Source organism: Terrisporobacter mayombei (assembly GCF_020748465.1).
GTDB lineage: Bacteria > Bacillota > Clostridia > Peptostreptococcales > Peptostreptococcaceae > Terrisporobacter > Terrisporobacter mayombei.
In genome coordinates this window covers 544,820-566,439 of sequence record NZ_JAHZMP010000001.1, presented here as the reverse complement: position 1 = coordinate 566,439, position 21,620 = coordinate 544,820, and the positions used below count along the sequence as shown (strand labels likewise).

Genomic DNA, 21,620 nt, shown 5'->3' with positions numbered 1-21,620 from the left:
AGTTTGACAAAACTATGTATATATGTTAAAGTTAGGTTAAAGTTGCATTTTTAAGCAGCTAAATTAAAGTGTGTTTTTAGGAGGATTTAATTAAATGAAAACTGGTGTAGTAAAATGGTTTAACAACGAAAAAGGATTTGGATTTATATCTGTAGAAGGTGAAGGAGATGTTTTCGTACACTTTTCAGCAATACAAGGTGATGGATACAAGTCATTAGAAGAAGGACAAAATGTAGAATTTGACGTAGTTGAAGGTGCAAAAGGTCCTCAAGCTGCTAACGTAGTGAGAATATAATTAAAATTCATATATATTAGTATTAATTAGTAACAAAATATTAGTAATAGCTAGTCATATGTGAAAGAAAAGCCACTTATTAAAGTGGCTTTTTTTTTATATAAATTAGATTATCTTAACTAATTTATCGTTATCTATTAAAGTAAAGTTCTCTTTGTTTATTAATAAATCATACAACTCACTATCATTGTATCTAAAAAACTTATTTAAACATTCTTCCAAATCGTCTTCTAGTTTATCAAACTCATCGTAGTAAGAAAGATCAATAGCAAAGGCTTCCATTTCTTCTCTTAATTTATCCATATCTACAAAAGATAAAGCATAAGAAAAATTTAGCTTTTTGCTTATAATCATTTCTTTCACAGTATTAACTAAATTGTTATTCTTATAAGGTATAATAATAACATTATCATTTTTAAAAATTTCAATTTTATTAATTAAATTGTTATATATGATATCAAGATTTTTATTTACATAATCATAAAAGTCCTCACAACTAAATTTATTGTTTAAATCTTTAATAAATGTTTCATTAGTAAAGTCTTTCCAAAGTATAGTAGAAAAACTATTATGAGTATGAACTCTTAATGGTTGCCCCTCTTCATTATAAAGTAGAGGATAAGTAAGATTATGTTTTTTTGAAATGGCTTCTCTTAAAAGGTATCCTTTAAATCCTTCTGGTATTAAATTTACAATATATTCATATAAATCGCTGCCTAAATAAACTTCATTTGAGTTTATTAAAGACTTAATTTCATTTAAATTCATGCTTTTTAATTTAGATAAGTCTTCTTTTACAAGTATTTGATAAATTTTTTCATCGTATATTTTATATAAGTAATTTTCTAATTCTAATTGATAATTCATTTTCTGCCTCCCAAAAAGTTAATGATATATTTATACCCTTTAAATTGAATTTCAAAATATAAATTTTAATTATGAGGTAAATATGGTAAAATTAATATTAAGGGAAATCCTTTTATAATTAGCTAGTTAATTTTGGAGGTGTAATGTTAATGAATATATTGTTTTTCTTAACACCAAAAAGTGAAGTGGCTTTTATTTATGAAGACTATACATTGAGACAAACTCTAGAAAAGATGGAGTATCATAAATATTCATCTATCCCTATATTGACTCGTGAAGGGAAATATGTAGGAACTATAACAGAAGGCGACTTATTGTGGACATTAAAAGACAATTTTCAAGAGAAGACACTAGATTTTAAAGCATTGGAAGATATGCCAATTAGTACAATAAAAAGAAGAAAGGACAATGCGCCAGTATGTGTGGAAGCAAATATTGAAGACTTAATATCGAAGGCTAGAAATCAAAATTTTGTTCCAGTAATTGATGACCATAAGACTTTTATTGGGATAATAAAACGAAAAGAGATTATTGAATATTGTTACGATAAAATACATAAAACTGTAAAAATATAAAAATAGTTTTAGGAAATAGATAAATTCTAATAAAGTTTATCTATTTTTTTATTTGAACATATGTTAATACTTTTTAACCCAGTTACTAGAATATCTAAATAAATATATACATATATTTATATAAGTTTGAATGAAAGTAACTAGGGGGATAAAAATATGAGATACTATAATAAATCAACTAATGAAAGCTTAAAGTATTTAAAAGCAAGCAGTGAAACGGGATTAAGTAGTAATGACGTAGAATTAAGACGAAAGACTTATGGTTATAATGAGTTCAAAGTTAAAGAAAGGAAGCCTTTGTATGAAATTATAAGTGAGAGTGTTATGGAACCTATGATACTTATTTTGCTAACTGCAGCTGTAATAAGTGCATTTATAGGAGAAATACATGACGCCATTGGAATTTTTATAGCAGTCTTATTAGGGTTATCTATAGGAGCTATAACGGAAAGTAAATCAAAAAAAGCAGCTGAAGCTCTATCTAAGTTAACTGACAATATAGAAGTGAAAGTATTAAGAGAAGGAAATATTCATCAGATCTCTAAGAGAGACTTAGTACCTGGAGATATAGTTTATATAGAAAGCGGAAATATGATACCAGCTGATGGAAGGTTAATAGAGTCAATAAATTTAAAGTTAAGAGAGGACATGCTTACAGGAGAATCGGCAGATGTTGCTAAGAGTTCAGATGAAATAGTAGAAATGGAAGTTATTTATGGAAAAACTGAAATAATAGAACAAGAGACAATACCAGCAAAACAAATAAACATGGTATTTGGAGGAACATTTGTAGCTTATGGAAGAGGAACAATGCTTGTAACTGCTACTGGTGATAAAACTGAGATGGGCAAGATAGCTCAAAATATAAGTGATGATAGTGTACAGACTCCACTTCAAATAAAACTTGGTAAATTAGGAGCTAAGATTGCAGGTATTTCAGGCGTTATATCATTTTTATTATGTATATATATGATTACAAAAATGAGTATAAATGGACAAATAAGTTTAAATAGTTCAGGAATTATTCCATTTTTACAATCATTAGAGCCTGCAAAGGATATATATATGGTGTGCATAGCTTTGATTGTAGCTACTGTTCCAGAAGGTCTACCAACTATGGTTAATATTACACTAGCTATTACTATGCAAAAGATGGCTAAAATAAATGCACTAGTAACTAAAAAGGAAGCATGTGAAACTATTGGATGTGTGTCTGTAATTTGTTCAGACAAAACGGGAACTTTAACTAAAAATAAGATGGTTGTGGAAGTTGCCTATATTGATGGAAAGTATATAAATAGTAAAGGATATAGGAGTTATAGTTATTTTGAAGAAAACTGCATAGTAAATTCAACGGCTGATATAGAAAAAGTGGACGAGTCTTATAAATATATAGGAAGTGCAACAGAATGTGCTCTTCTTTTATATCATATTGACAAAGACTATAAGAGTTTTAGACGAAATACTAATTTATTATCTCAAGTACCTTTTAGCTCAGAGAAAAAAAGAATGTTTTCTTTAATTGATATAGAGAATAAGGGAATATTTCTAAGTAAAGGGGCTCCAGAAGTTTTAATAAAAAAATGTGATTATTTACAAAAAGGAAAAGATATTGTTAGAATGACACCTCAAATAAAAAAACATTTATTAAGTGAAATTAAAAAACTTCAAAATAAATCAATGAGAACTTTAGGATTCGCTTATAAAAATATAGATAGGGCATCTATGGAAGTTGCTGCAACATTTGAAGATGTACAATATCTTAATGAATATATAGAGCTGTATGAAAATGACAGTGATTTAATATTTAGTGGGTTTGTGGGAATTGTAGATCCTTTGAGAGAAGGAGTAAAAGAATCTATTGAAACAGCTTATAATGCGGGTGTCAAAGTTAAAATGCTTACAGGTGATAATATTAATACAGCTATAGCCATAGGAAAAGAAATAGGATTATTAGATGGAAATAAAAAAGCTGTTGAAGCTACATATATTGATATATTGTCAGAAGAAGAATTAAGAGAAGAAATTAATGAAATATCCATAGTTGCTCGCTCAAAACCTGACACAAAGATGAGAGTTGTACAAGCATTACAAAAGAATATGGAAGTTGTAGCTGTTACTGGAGACGGAATAAATGATGCACCAGCATTAAGTAAAGCAGATGTAGGAATTGCAATGGGAATATCAGGAACCGAAGTTTCAAAAAACGCATCGGATATAATTTTAACAGATGATAGTTTTAGTACTATAGTTGATGGAATAAAATGGGGAAGAGGAATATATGAAAACTTCCAAAGATTTATACAGTTTCAACTTACAGTGAATATAGTTGCCTTTATTACAGCTATAATATCACAAGTTTTAGGACAAGAAATGCCTTTTACAACAATACAATTATTATGGGTGAATATAATTATGGATGGACCTCCAGCGCTAGCTTTAGGCTTAGAGCCTGTAAGAGATTATGTTCTTAAAAGAAAACCAATAAGAAGAAATGCAGGTATTATAGCTCGAAGTATGTGTATTAATATATTTATTAATGCAATGCTTATAGTATCTATAGTTCAATTACAAGAGTATTTTAATATACTTAACGCTGCGCCAACAGAACACGGAACTGTTATATTTTCATTATTTGCATTTAGTGCATTGTTTAATGCATTAAGCTGTAGAGAGTTTGGACTAAATAGTACAATACCAAATTTTTTCAAAAATAAATTAGCTCTTGAAGTGATTTTTCTTACAGCAGTAGCTCAGATATTATTTACACAAATATTTAGAGAATTTTTTAGCTCAGTTCCATTAAGTGTAGTTATGTGGTGTAAAATAATTTTATTATCTTCTATGGTACTTATTTTAAATGAAATCGTTAAACTAGCACTTAGAATAGTAAAGAAACAAAGAGATCTTTTATTTAGAAGATAACAAAATTTCTATTTAGATAAATTAATAAAAGTTTTAACATACAAAAGTACAAAAGAGTTTAAAATAATATACAAAAAACAACATATAATGGGAAATTATGTATACACCCTTATTTTATGATGATATAATTGACTTTAAGGGGGGGTGTTGATTTTATGAAAGAAGATACTTTGAACTTTAATAAAATTGGCCTGAAGTTAAATAAGATTGACATGGACATATTAAGGCTATTGGCAAACGATTGTAGGATTTCTTATGCAGAAATAGCAAGAGAAGTACATCTATCTCGTATGGCTGTAAGAGAGCGAGTTATGAAAATGACAGAAGAGGGAATAATTGAAAAGTTTACAGTACAGGTTAACTCACCTAAAGTAGGACTTAATACAGCTTTGTTTTTACAAATATCTGCAACACCAAGTGAAATTGATTTTGTTGCAAATGAACTTTGCAAACATCCACAAATAGAATCAGTATATGCTACGACGGGGAAAAGTGAACTACATGTTCATGGATATGTTAAAGATTTTCAAGAACTAAATAATTTTATATTTGAGGAAGTGTATAAAATTAAAGGAGTGACAGAAGTAAATTTTAATTTAATAACTAAAAAATATAAAAGTAATGGAATATTTATATAATAAAAAACAGCTCTTAGATTGTCTAAGAGCTGTTTTATTAATTTAGTTACTCATATATTCAACTGCGTTAGGTAATGTATTCTTAACTTCGTTTAGTTTTTGTTGATAAACTTCACCTTGTTTTTGGTATAATAAAGTTTTTCCTACTTCTTCAGCAACTTCATCATACTCAGGAAGAATACTTTCTTTTCTATCTTCTAATTTAATTAAGTGATATCCGAATTGAGTTTTAACAGGTTGGCTTACTTCACCTTTATTCATATTGAATACAGCTTCCTCAAACTCTGGAACCATTTGTCCTCTTCCAAAAGACCCTAAGTCTCCACCAGCATCTTTTGATGGGCAAGAAGAATGTTCTTTAGCAGCATCTTCAAATGATACTTCACCAGTATTTATTTTACCTAATATATCATTAGCTTTTTCCTCAGTATCAACTAATATATGTTTAGCTGAAGCAGTTTCTGGTTTAGAGAAGTTTTGCTTTTGAGCTTCAAAGAAAGCTCTTTTTTCTTCTTCAGTTAATTTAACACTAGTTAATATTTTGTTTATAACGTATTGTTTTAATACATTTTCTTCTACTCTTTTCATTTCATTTCTGAATTCTTCATCTTGGTCTATTTTGTTATCTTTTGCATACATGTATAGTAATTCTTGATTTATTAAATCATCTAATACATATTTTTGACCTTCTTCAGTTTGAAATTGTTGTGCTTGGTAAGGATCTAGTCCTTGGATTGCACTTTGAACGTCTAAGTTAGAGATTTCTTTTTCTCCAACTTTAGCTAATATTTTCTTTTCCATATTATTAGTTACTCCTTTGTACCCTTAAAATTTTATAATAGCTTTCAGTATAAATAATACCAAAAAATATATACTATGTCTAATATTTCCTTATATAAATATATGGTAATTAATAGCATATGCTTATGACTAACAATAATACTGCACTAATCATACCTACTACACATTCTTCTATTTTGTGATTATAAACATTTTTAAAAGAAATATAGAAGTAGATAAAAATAGATAATAATTTTAACCACATTAATGTTATATTAGTAGGATATAGCAGAAAAGATGCTAATGTTAATATAAAAGACATTAATGTGGAAATTCTATAGCATATTACTATATTATCTAAAAATTTATATTTTATTTGTAAAATTCCAATATTTATTATGTATATTACTGCCAAAATAGTAAAGATTAAAAAAGAATTTCTTTCCATATAAATATTTGGAATGAAAATCCATTTGTATATTATTATGGGCCAAAAAAGAAGAGTTAGCCCCCGAAAACCCATTTCTAAATAATATTCTTTTTTCAAAGTTATACTCCTTTCGCATGAGTAATATTTTACTATTACTATTTACCTCAGCTTTACTTCTTAAACATTAAATTATATTAAGATAAACAATTATAATATCATTATAGCATTTTTTTAATCATAAATTATTATGGGGGTGAAGAAAATGTATAGATATTATACTCATGGTGTTTGTGCAAAATCGATTTTATTAAATATAGAAGATGATATTTTACTAGATGTTGTATTTGATGGAGGATGTGATGGATCATTAATAGCTTTAAAACATTTTGTTGAAGGAGGACATATTGATGAAATAATTGATCAGCTTGAATATATACCTTGTAGAAATAAGAATACATCTTGTCCAGATCAGCTTGCAAAGGCACTGAAGATTTATAGAGACTATGTACTTAGTAAAGATTAGAGAATAATAAAAAACTTCTACTATTTTTAGTAGAAGTTTTTTATATGTATTAATCAATATTATTGCTTTGTAACTAGTATAGCTATTTTGTAATCTGGGTTGTAGCTTATTTGTACAAGTTGATTTTTCTTAATGTTTTCTAAATCTTCTCCACCATAGGCGATTTGTAATTTAACAGGCATTTTACCTTGTTTTATGATTGCAACATATTCCTTTTTACCTTTTTTCTCAACTTTTATTAAGTTACCAACATAAGGTTTAAAAGCTTGATACTTTTTACTTGCATTTCTCATATAGAAGAAAGTACCAATTGCTATTGCTATGTTTATTGCAAAAGCATACCAACCATTAATTCTTAGTGCAGCAAATGCTATAATAACTACAACCATAGCAACTATTGGAAGTATAGCTTTTTTTAAAAGGATTTTCCCCATTATTTCGTTGGCTCTTTTTTCTGGGCCGCTCATTGTTTTAGATTTTGCAAATGATTCGGCAAATTTTTGTCTTATGCTCATTTCAATCCTCCTGTTTCCTTAATAGAATTTAATCTATTTATCTTTGATACTTGAAACAAATATTATATTTATATTATTAACAAAATATCTATTAAAATTTATATTCAAGCTTATCAAAATATAATAACTATTTTAACATAAAAAGTATAAAAAGAAAATAAATGAGATAGGAAAAGATTTTTAAAATAATAATAATTTTATTGAATGGAGAGTGGTTTGTAATCTAATTAATATAACTGTTGTAATATTAACGATATATTTTTGTGGAAGTAAAAATAAGGGGAGATGATGACGAAAAATTTTTCATCATCATCAAGGATATTAAAATCCATATCACTAAGATTATCTTTACATTAATTATAAAGAGGTAATTAGAATTTAATGTAAATTTATTATGAAAAAATAAGGGGGATTTATTATGAAAAAATTTGATTTAAATTCAATTGGAGAAGAGGCACAGAACTACTTTAAAAATGAAAAATTATTATGTTCAGAATCAGTACTAAAAGCAATAGTAATCAATTTTGATATGAACGTAGATGATAGTACTGTTAGAGTTGCCTCGGTTTGCCACATTATCAGCGACAAACATATCAATAGTTTTACTATTTGGAGGAAGTGAAGAAAAATTCAATAAATGCTACGATTTTATTAGGTAAGTTGCTAAGTACACAGTAAACATAATAGCAGATGAATTAAAAATTGAATATTAATAATAATTTGGATTTTTGTTATTTTTTATAAGAAGTTAATTATGGCCATAGATTTATAAGATAGGAAATAAAGAAAATATTTTAATTACTTTATATTTGTGTATAATATATAATTATAATAAAAAATTATTATTAAGGAGTGTCATCAAATGGAAGAGTTATATAAAATGATAGAAGATAAAATATATGCATCTGGATATAAAGGGTCAATAAGTGGAGAAGAAATTTATGATGAAATATGTGATGAAATAGAAGATAAAGAAGAAGGTAGTTACATATTTATGAGTAAAAAAGAAGATGATGTAATATATGAGTACAAAATAGATGTAATGGAAGAACAATTTAATTTATCTTATTTAGATATAAAATCAAATGGACAAACATATCATATAGATTTTGATAATTAACAAAAAGGTTACAAAATGAATTTGAAAAGTTACAACATAATGAAAATTATGTTGTATTTTTTTATAAAAAATCATGTATATTTCAATGATTTTAAGGGCAAAATAATAAATTTACATTAAATAACAGTAAAAAATCTAATGAAATGATGTTAGAATACTAATCACAGGGGTAACCTGTACATACAAGGTTACAAAAAAGTTACAAAATTAGAAAATAGGACGGTGGATAGTATGAATAAAAAATTAAAGACATTATTGACAGCTGGATTAGTTACTGTAATAGCAGGATCTAGTGTAGTATCATCAAGCGCGCTATGTAAAAAAGCAATTGATAATTATAAGACAAAAGGAGCAATACACCTTAATGTAAATGGTAAAAAATATGAAATACCTTTAAAATCAGATAATAAATCATCACAAGAAGGTAAAAATAATCAATGTAACAACAAAACTAATACAGGAAATAAAAATAACCAATGTAACAACAAAACTAATACAGAAAATAAAAATAGCCAATGTAACAACAAAACTAATACAGGGAATAACAATAACCAATGTAACAACAAAACTAATACAGGAAACAATAATAACCAATGTAATAACAATACTAATATAGGAAACAATAATAGCCAATGTAATAACAATACTAAACCAGGAAACAATAACAACCAAGGTAATAACAATACTAAACCAGGAAACAATAATAACCAAAGTAATAACAATACTAAACCAGGAAACAATAATAACCAAAATAATAACAACACAAATGACAAAAATGATAATATAGCTGAAAAGCCAAGTACTGATAATAATCAAAGTGCAACAGGATCATTTTCAAGCTTCCAAAAAGAAGTAACTAGACTTGTTAATGTGGAAAGAAGTAAAAGAGGCTTAAGTGAATTATCTTTTAACACTCAATTATCTAATGTGGCAACATTAAAGTCACAAGATATGATAAATAAAAATTACTTTAGCCATACTTCTCCAACTTATGGTTCACCATTTGATATGATGAAGCAATTTAACATAAGCTATAGAGCAGCAGGAGAAAATATAGCTATGGGGCAAAAAAATCCAGCAGAAGTTGTAAATGCTTGGATGAATTCTCAAGGACATAGAGAAAACATATTAAATCCAAACTTCACAGATATAGGTGTGGGAGTAGCAAAAAGTTCAAATGGAACTTTATATTGGACACAAATGTTTATAGGTAAATAATAAATAATTAAAAGGGTTGTGTAATAAACAATTAAATATTGTTATAACACAGCCCTTTTTTTAAAATGAAATTCTCTCTACAGGAAATCTAAGAATGGTTCTTAATTTTTCAGGTGAAGTTCTTCGAGGGTCAGATAAATAAATTTCGTGGTGTTTTCTAATATTACTTGTAATATTTGCTAAATTGTTTTCTTCAATATATTTTTCGACTTTAGCAATAGTTTTTTGTTCATCATCATAAGAGCCAATATGCATAGACTGTACACAAAGACCTTCATTAAAAGTTTTAAATCTAGTTTTTGAAAAATCTAAATTAGGTTTTTTATTTTTACATTCATCTAAAGCCCAATTAAAAATATACTCATCTACAAAGTTGGGTTGGGCAATCATAGAAGTCCATAGCCATTTGTCTTTGCTTACATTAAAGTCAAGCTTACCATTTTCTAAGTGCCACAAACCTTCTAAAGGAGGAATTACATACTCATAATAGCCATCAATATGCTTATCTCCTTTCTTACTCATTTTAATAGTATAAGTAAGTGCGTATAAAATTTGCATAGCATTTTGGTAGTTCTCTCCTGTTGGCTTTCCTCTACCATCTATCATAATATAATTTAAAGGTGGAACATCTATTAATATTGGTTTTTGTCTTGATGAATATAAGTTTTTATACTCTTTTTTAAAATCATACTTTTCAATCATAAGTCCTCCTTATGCATCACTTAAAAAAATTAGACAAATAATAAAATCTACTAAGTAAATGGTAGTTAGATTGCTGATTATTGTCAAGTTTGTAAAAATAAAAGAGTATCATTAAAACTATTTAATAATACTCTAAAAACTATTTAATAATGATAAGGTAATATTACACCACAAGCAATCTTATTTCCAGACATACCAGATGGTTGGGAAGTAAAATCGTCGCGGTCCTCATGAAGAATAACAGATCTTTCTAGTATATCTATTACACGGAAATTGTTTGTAAATACGGATAAAATACCAACACCATTAGCAGACAAAATAGGAGGTAAATCTCCTGCATGAAAAGGATGATTATTGTTACCTGGGTTAAAATGCCCTCCTGTAGATGGAAAAGGATTTTGAGGTGTTCCAAGACTACAATCTCCTATTTCGTGTATATGAAAACCATGAAATTTTGTAGGTTCACCCTTAGAATCAGTATTTGGTATTCCTATAATATAAGCTTTAATATAGACACCGTCATCTAATTGATAAAAAAGCACTTCACCTTCTAAGGACGGATTATTTTCATTACCTTGCATTTTTGCAATAGCTGTAGGATAATTAGGTCGATAAGATGAAAAAACTTTAGTCATCTCATTATTTATTATTGAAAAGTCCATATTCAACCCCCTTATATTTAAAATTATATAAAGTATTTTATGATTTTTGAATATAAATTGTTACAATATAAATAGGGGAAATGTCAGGGAGGGGAATAAATGGATATAAACGAAATAAAATTGAAGTGGAGATTGAAGGATCAGGATAAAGAAGCTAATATAAACTTATGGGATGAAAAGGCAGATCATTTTGGAAATTATACAATACCAACTATGGAAAATGATAAATTTATAAAACTTTTAAAATATGAAAATTTAATAAATGATGATTTTAAAGTACTAGATGTAGGGTGTGGAGGTGGAAAATATACTCTTGCATTATCTAGAGAATGTAGACATATATATGGAATGGATTTATCACCCAAAATGATAGATTATGCTAATGAGAATAAAAGAAAGTTTAATATTAATAATGCTTATTTTATTTGTGAAGATTGGCATGAACTAAATATGAAAAAATCAAATTTATATAAAAAGTTTGATTTAGTTTTTGCATCCATGACTCCTGCCATACAAAGTGCGTCTACTCTTGAAAAAATGAATGAAGCTAGTAAGAAATATTGTGTACTAAGAAGCAATATAAAAAGAAAAGAATCTGTTTATGATAAACTAGGCAAAATTTTTAATATTTTAGATAATGAACAAAATTTAAATTTTTTATATACTCTTAATATGCTATTTTTACAAGGTTATATGCCAAAAATCAATTATGAAGAGAAACGTTGGCTTTATAAGGAACCATTGGAAAAAGCCTGTAGAACCTATATAAAAAGAATAAAAATAATTAGAAGAATCAATGAGGATGAGGAAAAGAAAATAATACAAATTTTGAAAGACATAAGTCATAATGGGTATATAGAAGAAGAAATAAATTCTACTATAGCTACTCTTATATGGAGTGTAGGGTAAAAGGAGGAATTAAATTGAAAAGATTAAGTATCTTAATTATATCACTATGCTTATTATTTAGCGTAGGATGCAATAACAAAGAAAGTAAGAAAGAAGTGGTGGAAGAAGGTAAAAATACACCGTCTGTAAATTTAATAATGGTGAGCAATAGTAAGTACTTTACAGAAAGTGAATTTATAGATGAAGAAAATAAAGATGATGGATATTACAAACAAAGTTACAAATATGAAGATATTAAATTTACTTTAGAAAGAATGAAGCATAAAGAGTATTCAGACTTCCCAGTATACATAGAAAATAAAGATATATATGACTTGAAACACAATAATAAAAGTATAAATGATGAAATGAGTATGAATTTATCTTATCCAGCTATTAAAGCTACATATAAGACTAAAATAGATGGCAAAGAATCTTTCAATGAAGACATATTAATCTCTACAGAGCAATGGGATTTTCGCATACATTTAGAAACAGATATGGAAAATTACAACAACAATGCAAGTATAATAGATAGCATAGTAAAAGGTATAAAAATTGAGGAAGTTAGTTAGGAGAGGTAAATTGATATATTACTCAATAATAATAAATTTAATTGGATTTTTTATAATGAATATAGACAAGAAAAAAGCTATAAATAATACTTACAGAATACCAGAAAAGAACTTGTTTTTTATATGCATTATAGGAGGAAGTCTAGGGCTGTTAATGGGAATGTATAAGTTTCATCATAAAACCAAACACAACAAATTTGTATATGGTGTTCCCCTATTGCTAATAGCTAATATAATAATGAGTTACAGTATAATGAAAATACTATAAATGTTTATATAAGTGACATTTAGGCAATTAAAATTGCAAAAATAAAAAGGTAGCTATTTTGAAAATATAATGTTATAATAAATATTGTAGAAATACACAGTAAGTCAAGAAAAGCTTGATGTAGGTTTATAGGAGATTCCAAAATGAATAACGGAACAGTAAAGTGGTTTAACAACGAAAAAGGATTCGGATTTATATCTGTAGAAGGTGGAGATGATGTATTCGCTCATTTCACAGCTATACAAGGTGATGGATTCAAATCATTAGAAGAAGGTCAAAAAGTAAGCTTTGATATAGTTGAAGGTGCTAAAGGTCTTCAAGCAGCTAACATAACTATATTATAATATATTTGTCAGAATGCTTTTAAGATCCCTGCGGGGATCTTTTTTAATGGAAAAATAAGAGGTATATTATCTAAATTAATTAAAACAATATGTAAAATTCTTTTACAAACTAATTATGAAAATATATAATTAAAATATATAGAAAGATAATATGATTTTAATATAGAACTTCATTTTTTAAATGGGAGGAAGATTGATGGAAAAAAAATATGTAATTGCCCTCGATCAAGGAACAACAAGTTCTAGAGCGGTAATTTTTAATAAACAAGGTGAAATAGTATCTGTATCACAAAAAGAGTTCAGTCAAATATTCCCACAGTCAGGATGGGTAGAGCATGATCCTATGGAAATTTGGGGATGTCAAAGTGGCGTGATGAGAGAAGCTGTAGAAACTGCGTCAATAGATCCAAAAGAAATAGCTGCTATAGGAATAACAAATCAAAGAGAAACTACAATAGTATGGGATAAAAATACAGGAAGACCTATTTATAACGCTATTGTATGGCAATGTAGAAGGACCTCAAAGATTTGTGATGAATTGAAGGCGAAAAATTTAGAGCAGGTTATAAGGGATAAGACGGGCCTTATAATAGATGCATATTTTTCTGCAACGAAAGTTAAATGGATATTAGACAATGTGAAAGGTGCTAGACAAAAATCTGAAAGAGGAGATCTTTTATTTGGAACAGTAGATACCTGGCTAATATGGAAACTAACAAATAAAAAAGTTCACGTTACAGATTACTCCAATGCTTCTAGAACTATGATGTTTAACATAAATGAATTAAAATGGGATGAAGATATACTGAAAGAGCTTGATATTCCATTAAGTATGCTTCCTGATGTTAAACCATCTAGCTACGTATATGGTAATACAGATATGCATATATTAGGAGAACAAGTGCCTATTACAGGTTGTGCAGGAGATCAACAATCAGCACTATTTGGACAAACTTGTTTTGAAGAAGGTAGTGCTAAAAATACTTATGGAACAGGCTGTTTTTTATTAATGAATACAGGAAATAAATTAGTTAAATCAAAAAATGGATTATTAACAACAATTGCATGGGGAATTGGAGAGAGCGTAACTTATGCATTAGAAGGAAGTATATTTATGGGAGGTGCATCTATTCAATGGCTTAGAGATGAACTTCGTATGTTAAAGAATGCTTCTGATAGTGAAGATTATGCAAATAAAGTAGAGGATACAAACGGTGTATACGTGGTACCAGCTTTCACAGGTCTTGGTGCGCCATATTGGGATATGTATGCAAGGGGAAGTATACTTGGTCTTAGTAGAGGTGCAAAAAAGGAGCATATAATTAGAGCAACTTTAGAATCTATAGCTTATCAAACTAAGGATGTGCTTTCTGCCATGGAAGAAGACTCTAATATATTATTAAAAGATTTAAGAGTTGATGGTGGTGCTAGTAAAAATAATTTCTTAATGCAGTTTCAATCAGATATTTTAAATGTAAATATAGATAGACCTAAAATTGTAGAGACAACTGCTCTTGGTGCAGCATACTTAGCAGGATTAGCAGTAGGTTTTTATAATGATCTTAGTAGTATAAAAAATAATTGCAAGTTAGATAAGCATTTTGTACCTTTTATGGAAGAGGAGAGAAGAAAAAAACTATACAAGGGATGGAAAAAGTCTGTATCTAGAGCGCTTGATTGGGCTAGAGAAGACGAAGAATAATAAGAAGGCATATGAAGATTACAAACTTCATATGCCTTTATTAATAGTAAATTTCCAAGTAAAAATTTAATCGTATAAGAAAGTTGGCACTGAGTTGTAAATATACCTATCACCAACAACTAATAAGATATCTTTTTCCATAAATACTATATAAGGTCCTGGAGAAATAATTAATTCATCTCCTCTTTTTATTGCAACAATGGTAGCGCCTGTATTTTGCCAAAATTTAGTCTCGGCAGCTGTCTTTCCAATAAATTTACAGTGAGCTTCTACAGTAAATTGTATAGGGACTAGCGGATTAATAACTTCTAATCTATCAGAATAATCTAATATTTTGTTTAATGTAAGAATTATATCGTTATCAATTCTTGATTTATCTTCAAGTAATCTATATAAATTACTTTTATAAGAAGATATATTTGTAATATCTTCATATTTTTTTATAAAAGATAATGCATTATTAGAAGATAATACTATTACACCCTTACCTTTTATACTTTCAACTATGTCGATATCTTCTAGTAGTTTTATTGATCTTCTTATTGTCTCTGGAGAAACATTATATTTTCCAGCAAGTATAGAACGACCATAAAGAGTACTACCTTCTTTTATGTCCCCAGTATGTATCTTATTTGCTAAATCTAATGCTATTTTTTGATATATAGGAACGGTATACTTTTCTTTCATTTATTCACCTTCTACTTTAAAATTGTAAAATAATATCACTATTAATATTGTATAGATAATTTAGAAATATGCAATATACTATCATAAAAAATATGAATATGTATAAATATAAATGTAATGAAATGGGTATAAAAAATTTGACTATTGTATTTTACCCATATAAAATAGATTAGTACAATTTTAGAAAAAATTAATAATAAAAGGAGAAAAAATGAGTGAAATAACAAGATCAAACAGATTAAAAGGCATATTCTTTATAATTTTATCTGCCTTTGGATTTGCAGTTATGTCAGCTTTTATAAAATTATCAGGTGACTTACCTAATATGCAAAAAGTGTTTTTTAGAAATTTAGTAGCTGCAATAATTGCATTATTTTTAATTATAAAACATAAAGGAAGTTTTACAGGAAAAAAAGAAAATAGAAAAATATTAATTTATCGTTCTATATTTGGGACAATTGGAGTTATTTTTAATTATTATGCTATAGATAAACTAGTATTATCAGATGCAAATATGCTAAATAAAATAAGTCCATTTTTAGTAGTAATATTTTGTGCTTTAATATTAAAGGAAAAAATTAATGTAAAGCAAATATCAGCTATAATTGTTGCATTTATTGGAGCATTATTTATAATAAAACCTACTTTTGATATTAGGGTTGTCCCATACATGATAGGCTTTTTAAGTGCAGTATTCGCTGCTCTTGCTTATACTTTTGTAAGAATGCTAGGAAATAAAGAAGAGTATTATACCATTGTATTTTTCTTTTCTACATTTTCATTAATTACAGTTTTGCCAATGTTTCTAATGGTTTATGAGCCAATGACATCTATGCAGTTCACCTATTTAATATTAGCAGGGGTATTTGCTAGCCTAGGTCAATTTGGAGTTACCTTAGCATATAAATATGCGCCAGCTAAAGAAATTTCCATATTTGATTATAGCAATATAATATTCTCAGCTATTTTAAGCATATTCTTATTTGGTGTATATCCAGATAGTATTAGTGTTGTAGGTTACTTAATAATTTTTGCTGCAGCTTTATATATGTTTTTATATACCAAAAGACAAGATAAGTTAAGAAAATAATCTAAATATGAAAGATATATATTATAATTATTTATAGAAGTAATTTATTTTTCTAATAAAGGGGATTTTTTGATGAATAAAATTAAATTAGCTATAATTGGAGCAGGTGTAAGGGGGAGATACACTTATGGTGAATTTATAAAAGATAATAATGATATATGTGAAGTTGTAGCAGTTGTAGAAAGAAAAATAGGAAGAAAAGAAAAGTTTAAGGAAATATTCGATTTATCTGAAGATAAAGTATTTGAAGATATAAATGATTTTTTTGAAAAAGAAAAAATGGCAGATGCAGTTATAGTTTGTAGTAATGATAATACAAACTTTTATATAGCTACGACAGCTTTAGAAAAAGGTTATGACGTTTTAGTTGAAGGTCCTGTGGCTAACAATCTAGATAAATTAGTTCATTTAAAAGATATATGTAAAAATAACAAAGATAAAGTTTTTATGGCTGCAATGCCTTTTAGATATTCAAAATTATTCTTAAAGCTTAGAGAAATAATATTAAGTAAAGAGATGGGAAGTTTAATTAATATTAACTATAATTCTTATATAGGATACAAGAAATTTGTACATAATTTTGTAAGAGGAAACTGGAGATTGGACAATGATACAGCTCCTCTTATTTTAACAAATAGTTGTTATGATTTAGATATACTTGAATTCTTAACAAATTCACAATGTGAAAAGATTTCTTCTTTTGGTCAACTAAATCACTTTATAAGAAAAAATCTACAACTAGATATGAGTGAATTATGTATAAGATGTAGTAAAGATAAAGAATGTCCTTATTGCGCTCAAAAAATTTACCTTGATGATGATGAAATGATCCAGGCAGTACATATAAATCTAACTAAGGAGAACTTGAAGAATATATTAGAAGAAGGACAATATGGTCAATGTGTATATTCTTGTGATAATAATGTTTCTGATAATTTAATAAGCATACTTAAATTTAAAAATAGTATTACAGCTACACTTAATATTAGTGCATTTACTAAGGAAGAAAATAGAAACATAACGCTTATGTTTACTCATGGAGAAATTTATGCAGACTTGCAAGAAAACACTATTATTATTAAAAAATTTATAAATGAGAAAGAAGTAGTAATAAAATTTGATAAAGAGAATGCTGATGGAAAGCTAATAAAAGCTTTTATAAATGAAATAGAAAATAGAAATCTTAATAATTTGAAATCTAGTGTTCTTTCAACAATAAATAGTCATGTTACAGGATTTGCATGTGAATTTGCAAATGTAAGCGAAACTATAGTAGATATAGGTGAGTTTTGGAGTGAATCCTGCGAAATGACCAAGAAAATTGAAAAATTACTTTTAAGCAAATAAAAAAAAGTCTATCTTTTGATAGACTTTTTTTTATTTGCTTAAAAGTAATACATCAGAATATATTTCTAGTAGATAATAAAGTAAAACAAAGAGAATTTGATTAGCAGGACTTATACTTATTCCATCCATAAAAAAATCCACAATCCCAACTACTAAACAAGAAAATGAAGTATATAAAATAAAATCTATAGCTCTTTGTTGAAACCTAGAAATATTGCTTTTAGCTTTAAACAAACCAATTAAAATAGACGTATAATAATCAGCAGGTATAAGCATAATATAGCAAATTATTAAAAAGATTATAACACTCATATATGAATCATATGTAAATCCTAAAAAAGATAAAAAACCTATTCCAGCTACTGTATATATAATTGCCTCAAAAATTAACATGGTAACCATATAGATAATAAAAGAAAGCAGGGTAAATTTTAATATTATTTTTTCTTTTTTTATATTAATCAACTCCTAGAAAGATTTTAATAATATATAACTATAAATATTTATAAAAATTACTCATAGTAATATTACGATGGGAATTCGTATAAAATGCTAATAAATAAGTAAAATATTATGGAATGGGGGATAATATGAAGTATCCAAAGTTTTTAAAAAAAGGAGATACAATAGGGTTGATTGCACCAGCAGGACCATTAAGAAATATAAAAATAGAGGAAATAAAATATGAATTAAATAGATTGGGCTATCAAGTTAAAATAGGTAAAAGTTGTTATTTATCATACAAAGGATATTTAAGTGGCAAAGATAAAGATAGAGCATTAGATTTGGAGCGAATGTTTTTAGATAAGGATGTAGATGCTATTATTTGTGTTAGGGGAGGATATGGATGTGCTAGGATTCTTGATTTAATAGACTTTACTATAATTAGAGATAATCCTAAAATATTTATAGGTTTTTCTGATGTTACAGCCCTTCATATAGCTATAAATCAGCTATCTAATTTAGCAACTTATCATGGAATTATGGCAGCAAGTATTAAAAAATGGGATAACTTTACACATAACTCATTGATAAAAGCTTTAAATTTCAAAGAAGAATTAATAATTGAAAATCCATATAATGAAAAATTATTTTCTTTATATGGAGGTTGTTGTGAAGGTATAATAACTGGAGGAAATTTATCTGTAATTGTTTCAACACTAGGAACTAAATATGAAATAGACGCTAAAAATAAAATATTGTTTATAGAAGAAATAGGAGAGTATACTTATAAAGTTGATAGAATGTTAAATCACATGCAAATGGCAGGAAAATTTAATGATTGTAAGGGAATAATATTTGGAGAATTTACAAATTGTAAAAAAGCATTTGAAAATGATGAAGGAATTTTAAATATACTTAAAGAAATTGCTATAAAAAATAAAAAACCAACAATATATAACTTGAAATCTGGTCACTGTATGCCTATGGTTACCATACCTTTAAATATGAATTGTTATCTTAACTGTTATGAAAATGAAATAAAAATAATAAAAAGCATAAATTAAGGATAGTAAACTATCCTTAAGATGATTTATTTTGAGGTGTAACCAAGATTAATAAAATAGCGAAAACAAGGAAGAGACGAAATGACAAAATAATCACCACATTTCTTTTTATATTATGTATATTTAAATAATTGTGGTATAATTCATATTAAGTATAATTTTGGCAGGAGGAATTAACATGTCTGATGATAGAATAATTGATTTTAATGAATTAAAAAATAAAGTGAAAGACAGTGATGTAGATAAATTTGAAAATTATATGTATGATTTATATTTCTCTGTGGCAGATGGAAGTATGACTATGTCTCAATTTACATCTAAAATATATGAATATATGAGAGAAAATAATATATCTCAAGAAAAGTTTTTGAAGATGCAAAATAAATTAATGGAAAGATATGGGGTAGATCCAACAGAACTAGATGAGCAAATAAGAAATCTTGGGTTAAATCCTAATAGCTTAAGCTTTGATGATTTAAATAAATTTAATCCTACAAATAATACACAAAGTACAATAAATACAATAAAAGAAAAAATAGATAATGATATAGATAAAAATTCTGATTTTTATAAAAAATATAATAAAGATTTAGAGAGCAAGGAGCTAATAACAACTTTTTTAAAGAATGAAGTAAATGATATGAAGATTATTATTGAAAAAGAAAAAGTAACTTTAATTAGTGAAGGTTCCATAAATTTAGTAGATGCTCAACTAAATGAATTATTATTATCATATAAAAGTATTTGTAATAACAAATTAAAAATAATTATTTGTGAAAACTGCAAAGAGTACGATTATTAGAATACACTTCAATAGAAGTGTATTTTTTATTGGATGTATTTACAGAAAATTTTAAATCTTATGGATTTGTTGGAAGAAGTGAAATACAATAGGGATATAAGGGGGGAATGGAGGAATAGATAATGATATTAACAGCAGTAAAGGAAACTTTATTATTATTTTTAGCGTTATTTTTAGGTATTAATGAAATTTATATTTTAGGAATACCAACGATTTTAATTATTTCATGTTTATGTATAGCCGGATTATTTTATACAGGATTCCAAGAAATATTGGTGAATACTGAATCAGAAGACTGTACATTAGGAATTATAAATATTTTTCTTGGCTTTGTATTGTTAGGCATGGCACTTACCAACAATATAGTAGCCTAATTTGCAATTATAATAAAAAGGTGTTATTTCTTTTTGAAATAGCACCTTTTTAATTATATTAAAATATTTTTAACTACATTAATTCCATTTTGTATCATACTATTTAAGAAAACAGTGTTTGAGAAATCACCACTATGAATCATATCTATATCATAAGTTTCAACTAAATTCATAGGAACGATAATGTTTTTATCTAAATTATTTTGATTGAAATATGTTTTTAAAGTTAGTACGAACTGATATACGCAAATATCAGTACAACATCCTACAACTATAAAATTATCTAAATCTTTGTATTTCTCTATATCCATAACAAAGAATCCATTGGTAGAATTTTTTTCTAGTATTTCTATGTTATTTATATCTAGTATTTCTTCCACAATTTCGCTTTCTTTATTTCCTTTTAGACAATGGGTAGGGTAACTTTTTAGTTCTACCGCGTCTTCATTATGAGTATCTGTAAAAGCTACAATTGTATCTACATTAGAGCATATTGATTTCCCAAAATTAGCTATAGGTTTTATTATCTTTTCTACTCTTGGAGAGGATAAGGCTCCTTCTTTAGCAAATCCATTATTCATATCTACTATAAATAATCCAGTTTTATTTAAATCATAGTCATTAATATCAGCGTTATATAAGTTATCCAAATTATTTAGCAATGCTTTGTAATTATCTAATATTTTTTCCATTAAAAAACCTCCCAGCAGAATATAAGCTTATTTTATATTTACTAAGAGATTATGTCAATACATCTGTATATACATTTTGGCTTGTTCAAAACT

General features: G+C 26.9%; 27 protein-coding genes. 18 read left to right on the top strand and 9 right to left on the bottom strand.

The features are described from left to right. Positions 1-94: 94 nt before the first annotated feature. Complete coding sequence (locus K0039_RS02805; RefSeq protein WP_018589602.1) at positions 95-295, top strand: cold-shock protein; 201 nt, start codon at positions 95-97, stop codon at positions 293-295. A gap of 105 nt (positions 296-400) precedes the next feature. Here K0039_RS02805 and K0039_RS02800 read toward each other — a convergent pair whose 3' ends face one another. Further along, positions 401-1,162, bottom strand: a complete 762-nt coding sequence (locus K0039_RS02800; RefSeq protein WP_228103532.1) for a hypothetical protein — start codon at positions 1,160-1,162, stop codon at positions 401-403. Positions 1,163-1,311: 149 nt separating this feature from the next. On the opposite strand from K0039_RS02800, the gene K0039_RS02795 reads away from it, so the two are divergent. From K0039_RS02795 to K0039_RS02785, 3 genes are all read left to right on the top strand, one after another. Then, positions 1,312-1,737, top strand: a complete 426-nt coding sequence (locus tag K0039_RS02795; RefSeq protein WP_026255010.1) for a CBS domain-containing protein — start codon at positions 1,312-1,314, stop codon at positions 1,735-1,737. A gap of 156 nt (positions 1,738-1,893) precedes the next feature. Beyond that, the gene (locus K0039_RS02790) at positions 1,894-4,662 is read left to right on the top strand and encodes a calcium-translocating P-type ATPase, PMCA-type (RefSeq protein ID WP_228103531.1); all 2,769 of its coding nucleotides are present in this window, start codon (positions 1,894-1,896) and stop codon (positions 4,660-4,662) included. A gap of 155 nt (positions 4,663-4,817) precedes the next feature. Further along, entirely contained in the window at positions 4,818-5,300 is a 483-nt protein-coding gene (locus K0039_RS02785; protein ID WP_228103530.1) for an Lrp/AsnC family transcriptional regulator, read from the top strand. A 42-nt stretch (positions 5,301-5,342) separates the two neighbouring features. Here K0039_RS02785 and K0039_RS02780 read toward each other — a convergent pair whose 3' ends face one another. Together K0039_RS02780 and K0039_RS02775 are read right to left on the bottom strand one after the other, a co-directional pair. Further along, a complete protein-coding gene (locus K0039_RS02780) occupies positions 5,343-6,101 on the bottom strand; it encodes a peptidylprolyl isomerase (RefSeq protein WP_228103529.1) in 759 nt (252 codons plus the stop codon). A gap of 109 nt (positions 6,102-6,210) precedes the next feature. Next, on the bottom strand, positions 6,211-6,528 hold the full coding sequence (locus K0039_RS02775) for a hypothetical protein (RefSeq protein ID WP_228103528.1): 318 nt from the start codon (positions 6,526-6,528) through the stop codon (positions 6,211-6,213). Between the two features lie 244 nt (positions 6,529-6,772). Between K0039_RS02775 and K0039_RS02770 the strand changes: the two genes are divergently transcribed. After that, entirely contained in the window at positions 6,773-7,033 is a 261-nt protein-coding gene (locus K0039_RS02770) for a TIGR03905 family TSCPD domain-containing protein (RefSeq protein WP_228103527.1), read from the top strand. Between the two features lie 59 nt (positions 7,034-7,092). On the opposite strand, the gene K0039_RS02765 is transcribed toward K0039_RS02770, so the two are convergent. Next, positions 7,093-7,548 (bottom strand): hypothetical protein, encoded by a 456-nt coding sequence (locus K0039_RS02765; protein ID WP_228103526.1) that lies wholly within the window; start codon positions 7,546-7,548, stop codon positions 7,093-7,095. A gap of 418 nt (positions 7,549-7,966) precedes the next feature. Between K0039_RS02765 and K0039_RS02760 the strand changes: the two genes are divergently transcribed. The 3 genes from K0039_RS02760 (at position 7,967) to K0039_RS02750 (ending at position 9,886) form a co-directional block, all read left to right on the top strand. Then, positions 7,967-8,170 carry a hypothetical protein gene (locus tag K0039_RS02760; protein WP_228103525.1) on the top strand — a complete coding sequence of 68 codons (204 nt, stop codon included), beginning with the start codon at positions 7,967-7,969 and terminating at the stop codon, positions 8,168-8,170. Positions 8,171-8,410: 240 nt separating this feature from the next. Further along, positions 8,411-8,668, top strand: a complete 258-nt coding sequence (locus K0039_RS02755) for a hypothetical protein (protein ID WP_228103524.1) — start codon at positions 8,411-8,413, stop codon at positions 8,666-8,668. 231 nt (positions 8,669-8,899) lie between these two features. Beyond that, the gene (locus K0039_RS02750; protein ID WP_228103523.1) at positions 8,900-9,886 is read left to right on the top strand and encodes a CAP domain-containing protein; all 987 of its coding nucleotides are present in this window, start codon (positions 8,900-8,902) and stop codon (positions 9,884-9,886) included. A 60-nt stretch (positions 9,887-9,946) separates the two neighbouring features. On the opposite strand, the gene K0039_RS02745 is transcribed toward K0039_RS02750, so the two are convergent. Both K0039_RS02745 and K0039_RS02740 read right to left on the bottom strand, forming a co-directional pair. Further along, entirely contained in the window at positions 9,947-10,588 is a 642-nt protein-coding gene (locus K0039_RS02745) for a GyrI-like domain-containing protein (RefSeq protein WP_228103522.1), read from the bottom strand. A gap of 143 nt (positions 10,589-10,731) precedes the next feature. Beyond that, a complete protein-coding gene (locus K0039_RS02740) occupies positions 10,732-11,250 on the bottom strand; it encodes a superoxide dismutase family protein (protein WP_228103521.1) in 519 nt (172 codons plus the stop codon). A gap of 99 nt (positions 11,251-11,349) precedes the next feature. Between K0039_RS02740 and K0039_RS02735 the strand changes: the two genes are divergently transcribed. The 5 genes from K0039_RS02735 (at position 11,350) to glpK (ending at position 15,027) form a co-directional block, all read left to right on the top strand. Continuing rightward, on the top strand, positions 11,350-12,159 hold the full coding sequence (locus tag K0039_RS02735; RefSeq protein ID WP_228103520.1) for a class I SAM-dependent methyltransferase: 810 nt from the start codon (positions 11,350-11,352) through the stop codon (positions 12,157-12,159). A gap of 14 nt (positions 12,160-12,173) precedes the next feature. Beyond that, complete coding sequence (locus K0039_RS02730; protein WP_228103519.1) at positions 12,174-12,713, top strand: hypothetical protein; 540 nt, start codon at positions 12,174-12,176, stop codon at positions 12,711-12,713. Positions 12,714-12,723: 10 nt separating this feature from the next. After that, positions 12,724-12,981: a DUF1294 domain-containing protein gene (locus K0039_RS02725; RefSeq protein WP_228103518.1), complete on the top strand. Its 258-nt coding sequence runs from the start codon at positions 12,724-12,726 to the stop codon at positions 12,979-12,981. A gap of 143 nt (positions 12,982-13,124) precedes the next feature. Then, entirely contained in the window at positions 13,125-13,325 is a 201-nt protein-coding gene (locus K0039_RS02720; protein ID WP_018590168.1) for a cold-shock protein, read from the top strand. A 196-nt stretch (positions 13,326-13,521) separates the two neighbouring features. Further along, positions 13,522-15,027, top strand: coding sequence for a glycerol kinase GlpK (gene glpK, locus K0039_RS02715; protein ID WP_228103517.1), 1,506 nt, complete (start codon positions 13,522-13,524; stop codon positions 15,025-15,027). A gap of 66 nt (positions 15,028-15,093) precedes the next feature. Here glpK and K0039_RS02710 read toward each other — a convergent pair whose 3' ends face one another. Beyond that, the gene (locus tag K0039_RS02710) at positions 15,094-15,714 is read right to left on the bottom strand and encodes a GntR family transcriptional regulator (RefSeq protein ID WP_228103516.1); all 621 of its coding nucleotides are present in this window, start codon (positions 15,712-15,714) and stop codon (positions 15,094-15,096) included. A gap of 211 nt (positions 15,715-15,925) precedes the next feature. Here K0039_RS02710 and K0039_RS02705 point away from each other — a divergent pair, with 211 nt between their 5' ends. Next, positions 15,926-16,804 (top strand): DMT family transporter, encoded by an 879-nt coding sequence (locus K0039_RS02705; RefSeq protein ID WP_228103515.1) that lies wholly within the window; start codon positions 15,926-15,928, stop codon positions 16,802-16,804. A 72-nt stretch (positions 16,805-16,876) separates the two neighbouring features. Next, positions 16,877-18,151 carry a Gfo/Idh/MocA family protein gene (locus tag K0039_RS02700; RefSeq protein ID WP_228103514.1) on the top strand — a complete coding sequence of 425 codons (1,275 nt, stop codon included), beginning with the start codon at positions 16,877-16,879 and terminating at the stop codon, positions 18,149-18,151. A gap of 30 nt (positions 18,152-18,181) precedes the next feature. Here K0039_RS02700 and K0039_RS02695 read toward each other — a convergent pair whose 3' ends face one another. Then, a complete protein-coding gene (locus K0039_RS02695) occupies positions 18,182-18,616 on the bottom strand; it encodes a YrvL family regulatory protein (protein ID WP_228103513.1) in 435 nt (144 codons plus the stop codon). 125 nt (positions 18,617-18,741) lie between these two features. Here K0039_RS02695 and K0039_RS02690 point away from each other — a divergent pair, with 125 nt between their 5' ends. The 3 genes from K0039_RS02690 (at position 18,742) to K0039_RS02680 (ending at position 20,835) form a co-directional block, all read left to right on the top strand. Further along, the gene (locus K0039_RS02690; RefSeq protein WP_228103512.1) at positions 18,742-19,659 is read left to right on the top strand and encodes a S66 peptidase family protein; all 918 of its coding nucleotides are present in this window, start codon (positions 18,742-18,744) and stop codon (positions 19,657-19,659) included. A 178-nt stretch (positions 19,660-19,837) separates the two neighbouring features. Next, positions 19,838-20,461 (top strand): DUF3867 family protein, encoded by a 624-nt coding sequence (locus K0039_RS02685; protein ID WP_228103511.1) that lies wholly within the window; start codon positions 19,838-19,840, stop codon positions 20,459-20,461. Between the two features lie 122 nt (positions 20,462-20,583). Further along, positions 20,584-20,835, top strand: coding sequence for a hypothetical protein (locus K0039_RS02680; protein ID WP_228103510.1), 252 nt, complete (start codon positions 20,584-20,586; stop codon positions 20,833-20,835). A 53-nt stretch (positions 20,836-20,888) separates the two neighbouring features. On the opposite strand, the gene K0039_RS02675 is transcribed toward K0039_RS02680, so the two are convergent. After that, complete coding sequence (locus K0039_RS02675; RefSeq protein ID WP_228103509.1) at positions 20,889-21,527, bottom strand: cysteine hydrolase family protein; 639 nt, start codon at positions 21,525-21,527, stop codon at positions 20,889-20,891. Between the last annotated feature and the right edge of the window lie 93 nt (positions 21,528-21,620).

Coding starts and splice junctions, on each gene's coding strand:
- K0039_RS02745 (WP_228103522.1), bottom strand. CDS start 10,588: ATGATTGAAAAGTATGATTTTAAAAAAGAGTATAAAAACTTATATTCA.
- K0039_RS02775 (WP_228103528.1), bottom strand. CDS start 6,528: ATGGAAAGAAATTCTTTTTTAATCTTTACTATTTTGGCAGTAATATAC.
- K0039_RS02770 (WP_228103527.1), top strand. CDS start 6,773: ATGTATAGATATTATACTCATGGTGTTTGTGCAAAATCGATTTTATTA.
- K0039_RS02765 (WP_228103526.1), bottom strand. CDS start 7,548: ATGAGCATAAGACAAAAATTTGCCGAATCATTTGCAAAATCTAAAACA.
- K0039_RS02690 (WP_228103512.1), top strand. CDS start 18,742: ATGAAGTATCCAAAGTTTTTAAAAAAAGGAGATACAATAGGGTTGATT.
- K0039_RS02800 (WP_228103532.1), bottom strand. CDS start 1,162: ATGAATTATCAATTAGAATTAGAAAATTACTTATATAAAATATACGAT.
- K0039_RS02795 (WP_026255010.1), top strand. CDS start 1,312: ATGAATATATTGTTTTTCTTAACACCAAAAAGTGAAGTGGCTTTTATT.
- K0039_RS02790 (WP_228103531.1), top strand. CDS start 1,894: ATGAGATACTATAATAAATCAACTAATGAAAGCTTAAAGTATTTAAAA.
- K0039_RS02700 (WP_228103514.1), top strand. CDS start 16,877: ATGAATAAAATTAAATTAGCTATAATTGGAGCAGGTGTAAGGGGGAGA.
- K0039_RS02720 (WP_018590168.1), top strand. CDS start 13,125: ATGAATAACGGAACAGTAAAGTGGTTTAACAACGAAAAAGGATTCGGA.
- K0039_RS02740 (WP_228103521.1), bottom strand. CDS start 11,250: ATGGACTTTTCAATAATAAATAATGAGATGACTAAAGTTTTTTCATCT.
- K0039_RS02785 (WP_228103530.1), top strand. CDS start 4,818: ATGAAAGAAGATACTTTGAACTTTAATAAAATTGGCCTGAAGTTAAAT.
- K0039_RS02760 (WP_228103525.1), top strand. CDS start 7,967: ATGAAAAAATTTGATTTAAATTCAATTGGAGAAGAGGCACAGAACTAC.
- K0039_RS02685 (WP_228103511.1), top strand. CDS start 19,838: ATGTCTGATGATAGAATAATTGATTTTAATGAATTAAAAAATAAAGTG.
- glpK (WP_228103517.1), top strand. CDS start 13,522: ATGGAAAAAAAATATGTAATTGCCCTCGATCAAGGAACAACAAGTTCT.
- K0039_RS02705 (WP_228103515.1), top strand. CDS start 15,926: ATGAGTGAAATAACAAGATCAAACAGATTAAAAGGCATATTCTTTATA.
- K0039_RS02750 (WP_228103523.1), top strand. CDS start 8,900: ATGAATAAAAAATTAAAGACATTATTGACAGCTGGATTAGTTACTGTA.
- K0039_RS02710 (WP_228103516.1), bottom strand. CDS start 15,714: ATGAAAGAAAAGTATACCGTTCCTATATATCAAAAAATAGCATTAGAT.
- K0039_RS02675 (WP_228103509.1), bottom strand. CDS start 21,527: ATGGAAAAAATATTAGATAATTACAAAGCATTGCTAAATAATTTGGAT.
- K0039_RS02805 (WP_018589602.1), top strand. CDS start 95: ATGAAAACTGGTGTAGTAAAATGGTTTAACAACGAAAAAGGATTTGGA.
- K0039_RS02680 (WP_228103510.1), top strand. CDS start 20,584: ATGATATTAACAGCAGTAAAGGAAACTTTATTATTATTTTTAGCGTTA.
- K0039_RS02755 (WP_228103524.1), top strand. CDS start 8,411: ATGGAAGAGTTATATAAAATGATAGAAGATAAAATATATGCATCTGGA.
- K0039_RS02780 (WP_228103529.1), bottom strand. CDS start 6,101: ATGGAAAAGAAAATATTAGCTAAAGTTGGAGAAAAAGAAATCTCTAAC.
- K0039_RS02735 (WP_228103520.1), top strand. CDS start 11,350: ATGGATATAAACGAAATAAAATTGAAGTGGAGATTGAAGGATCAGGAT.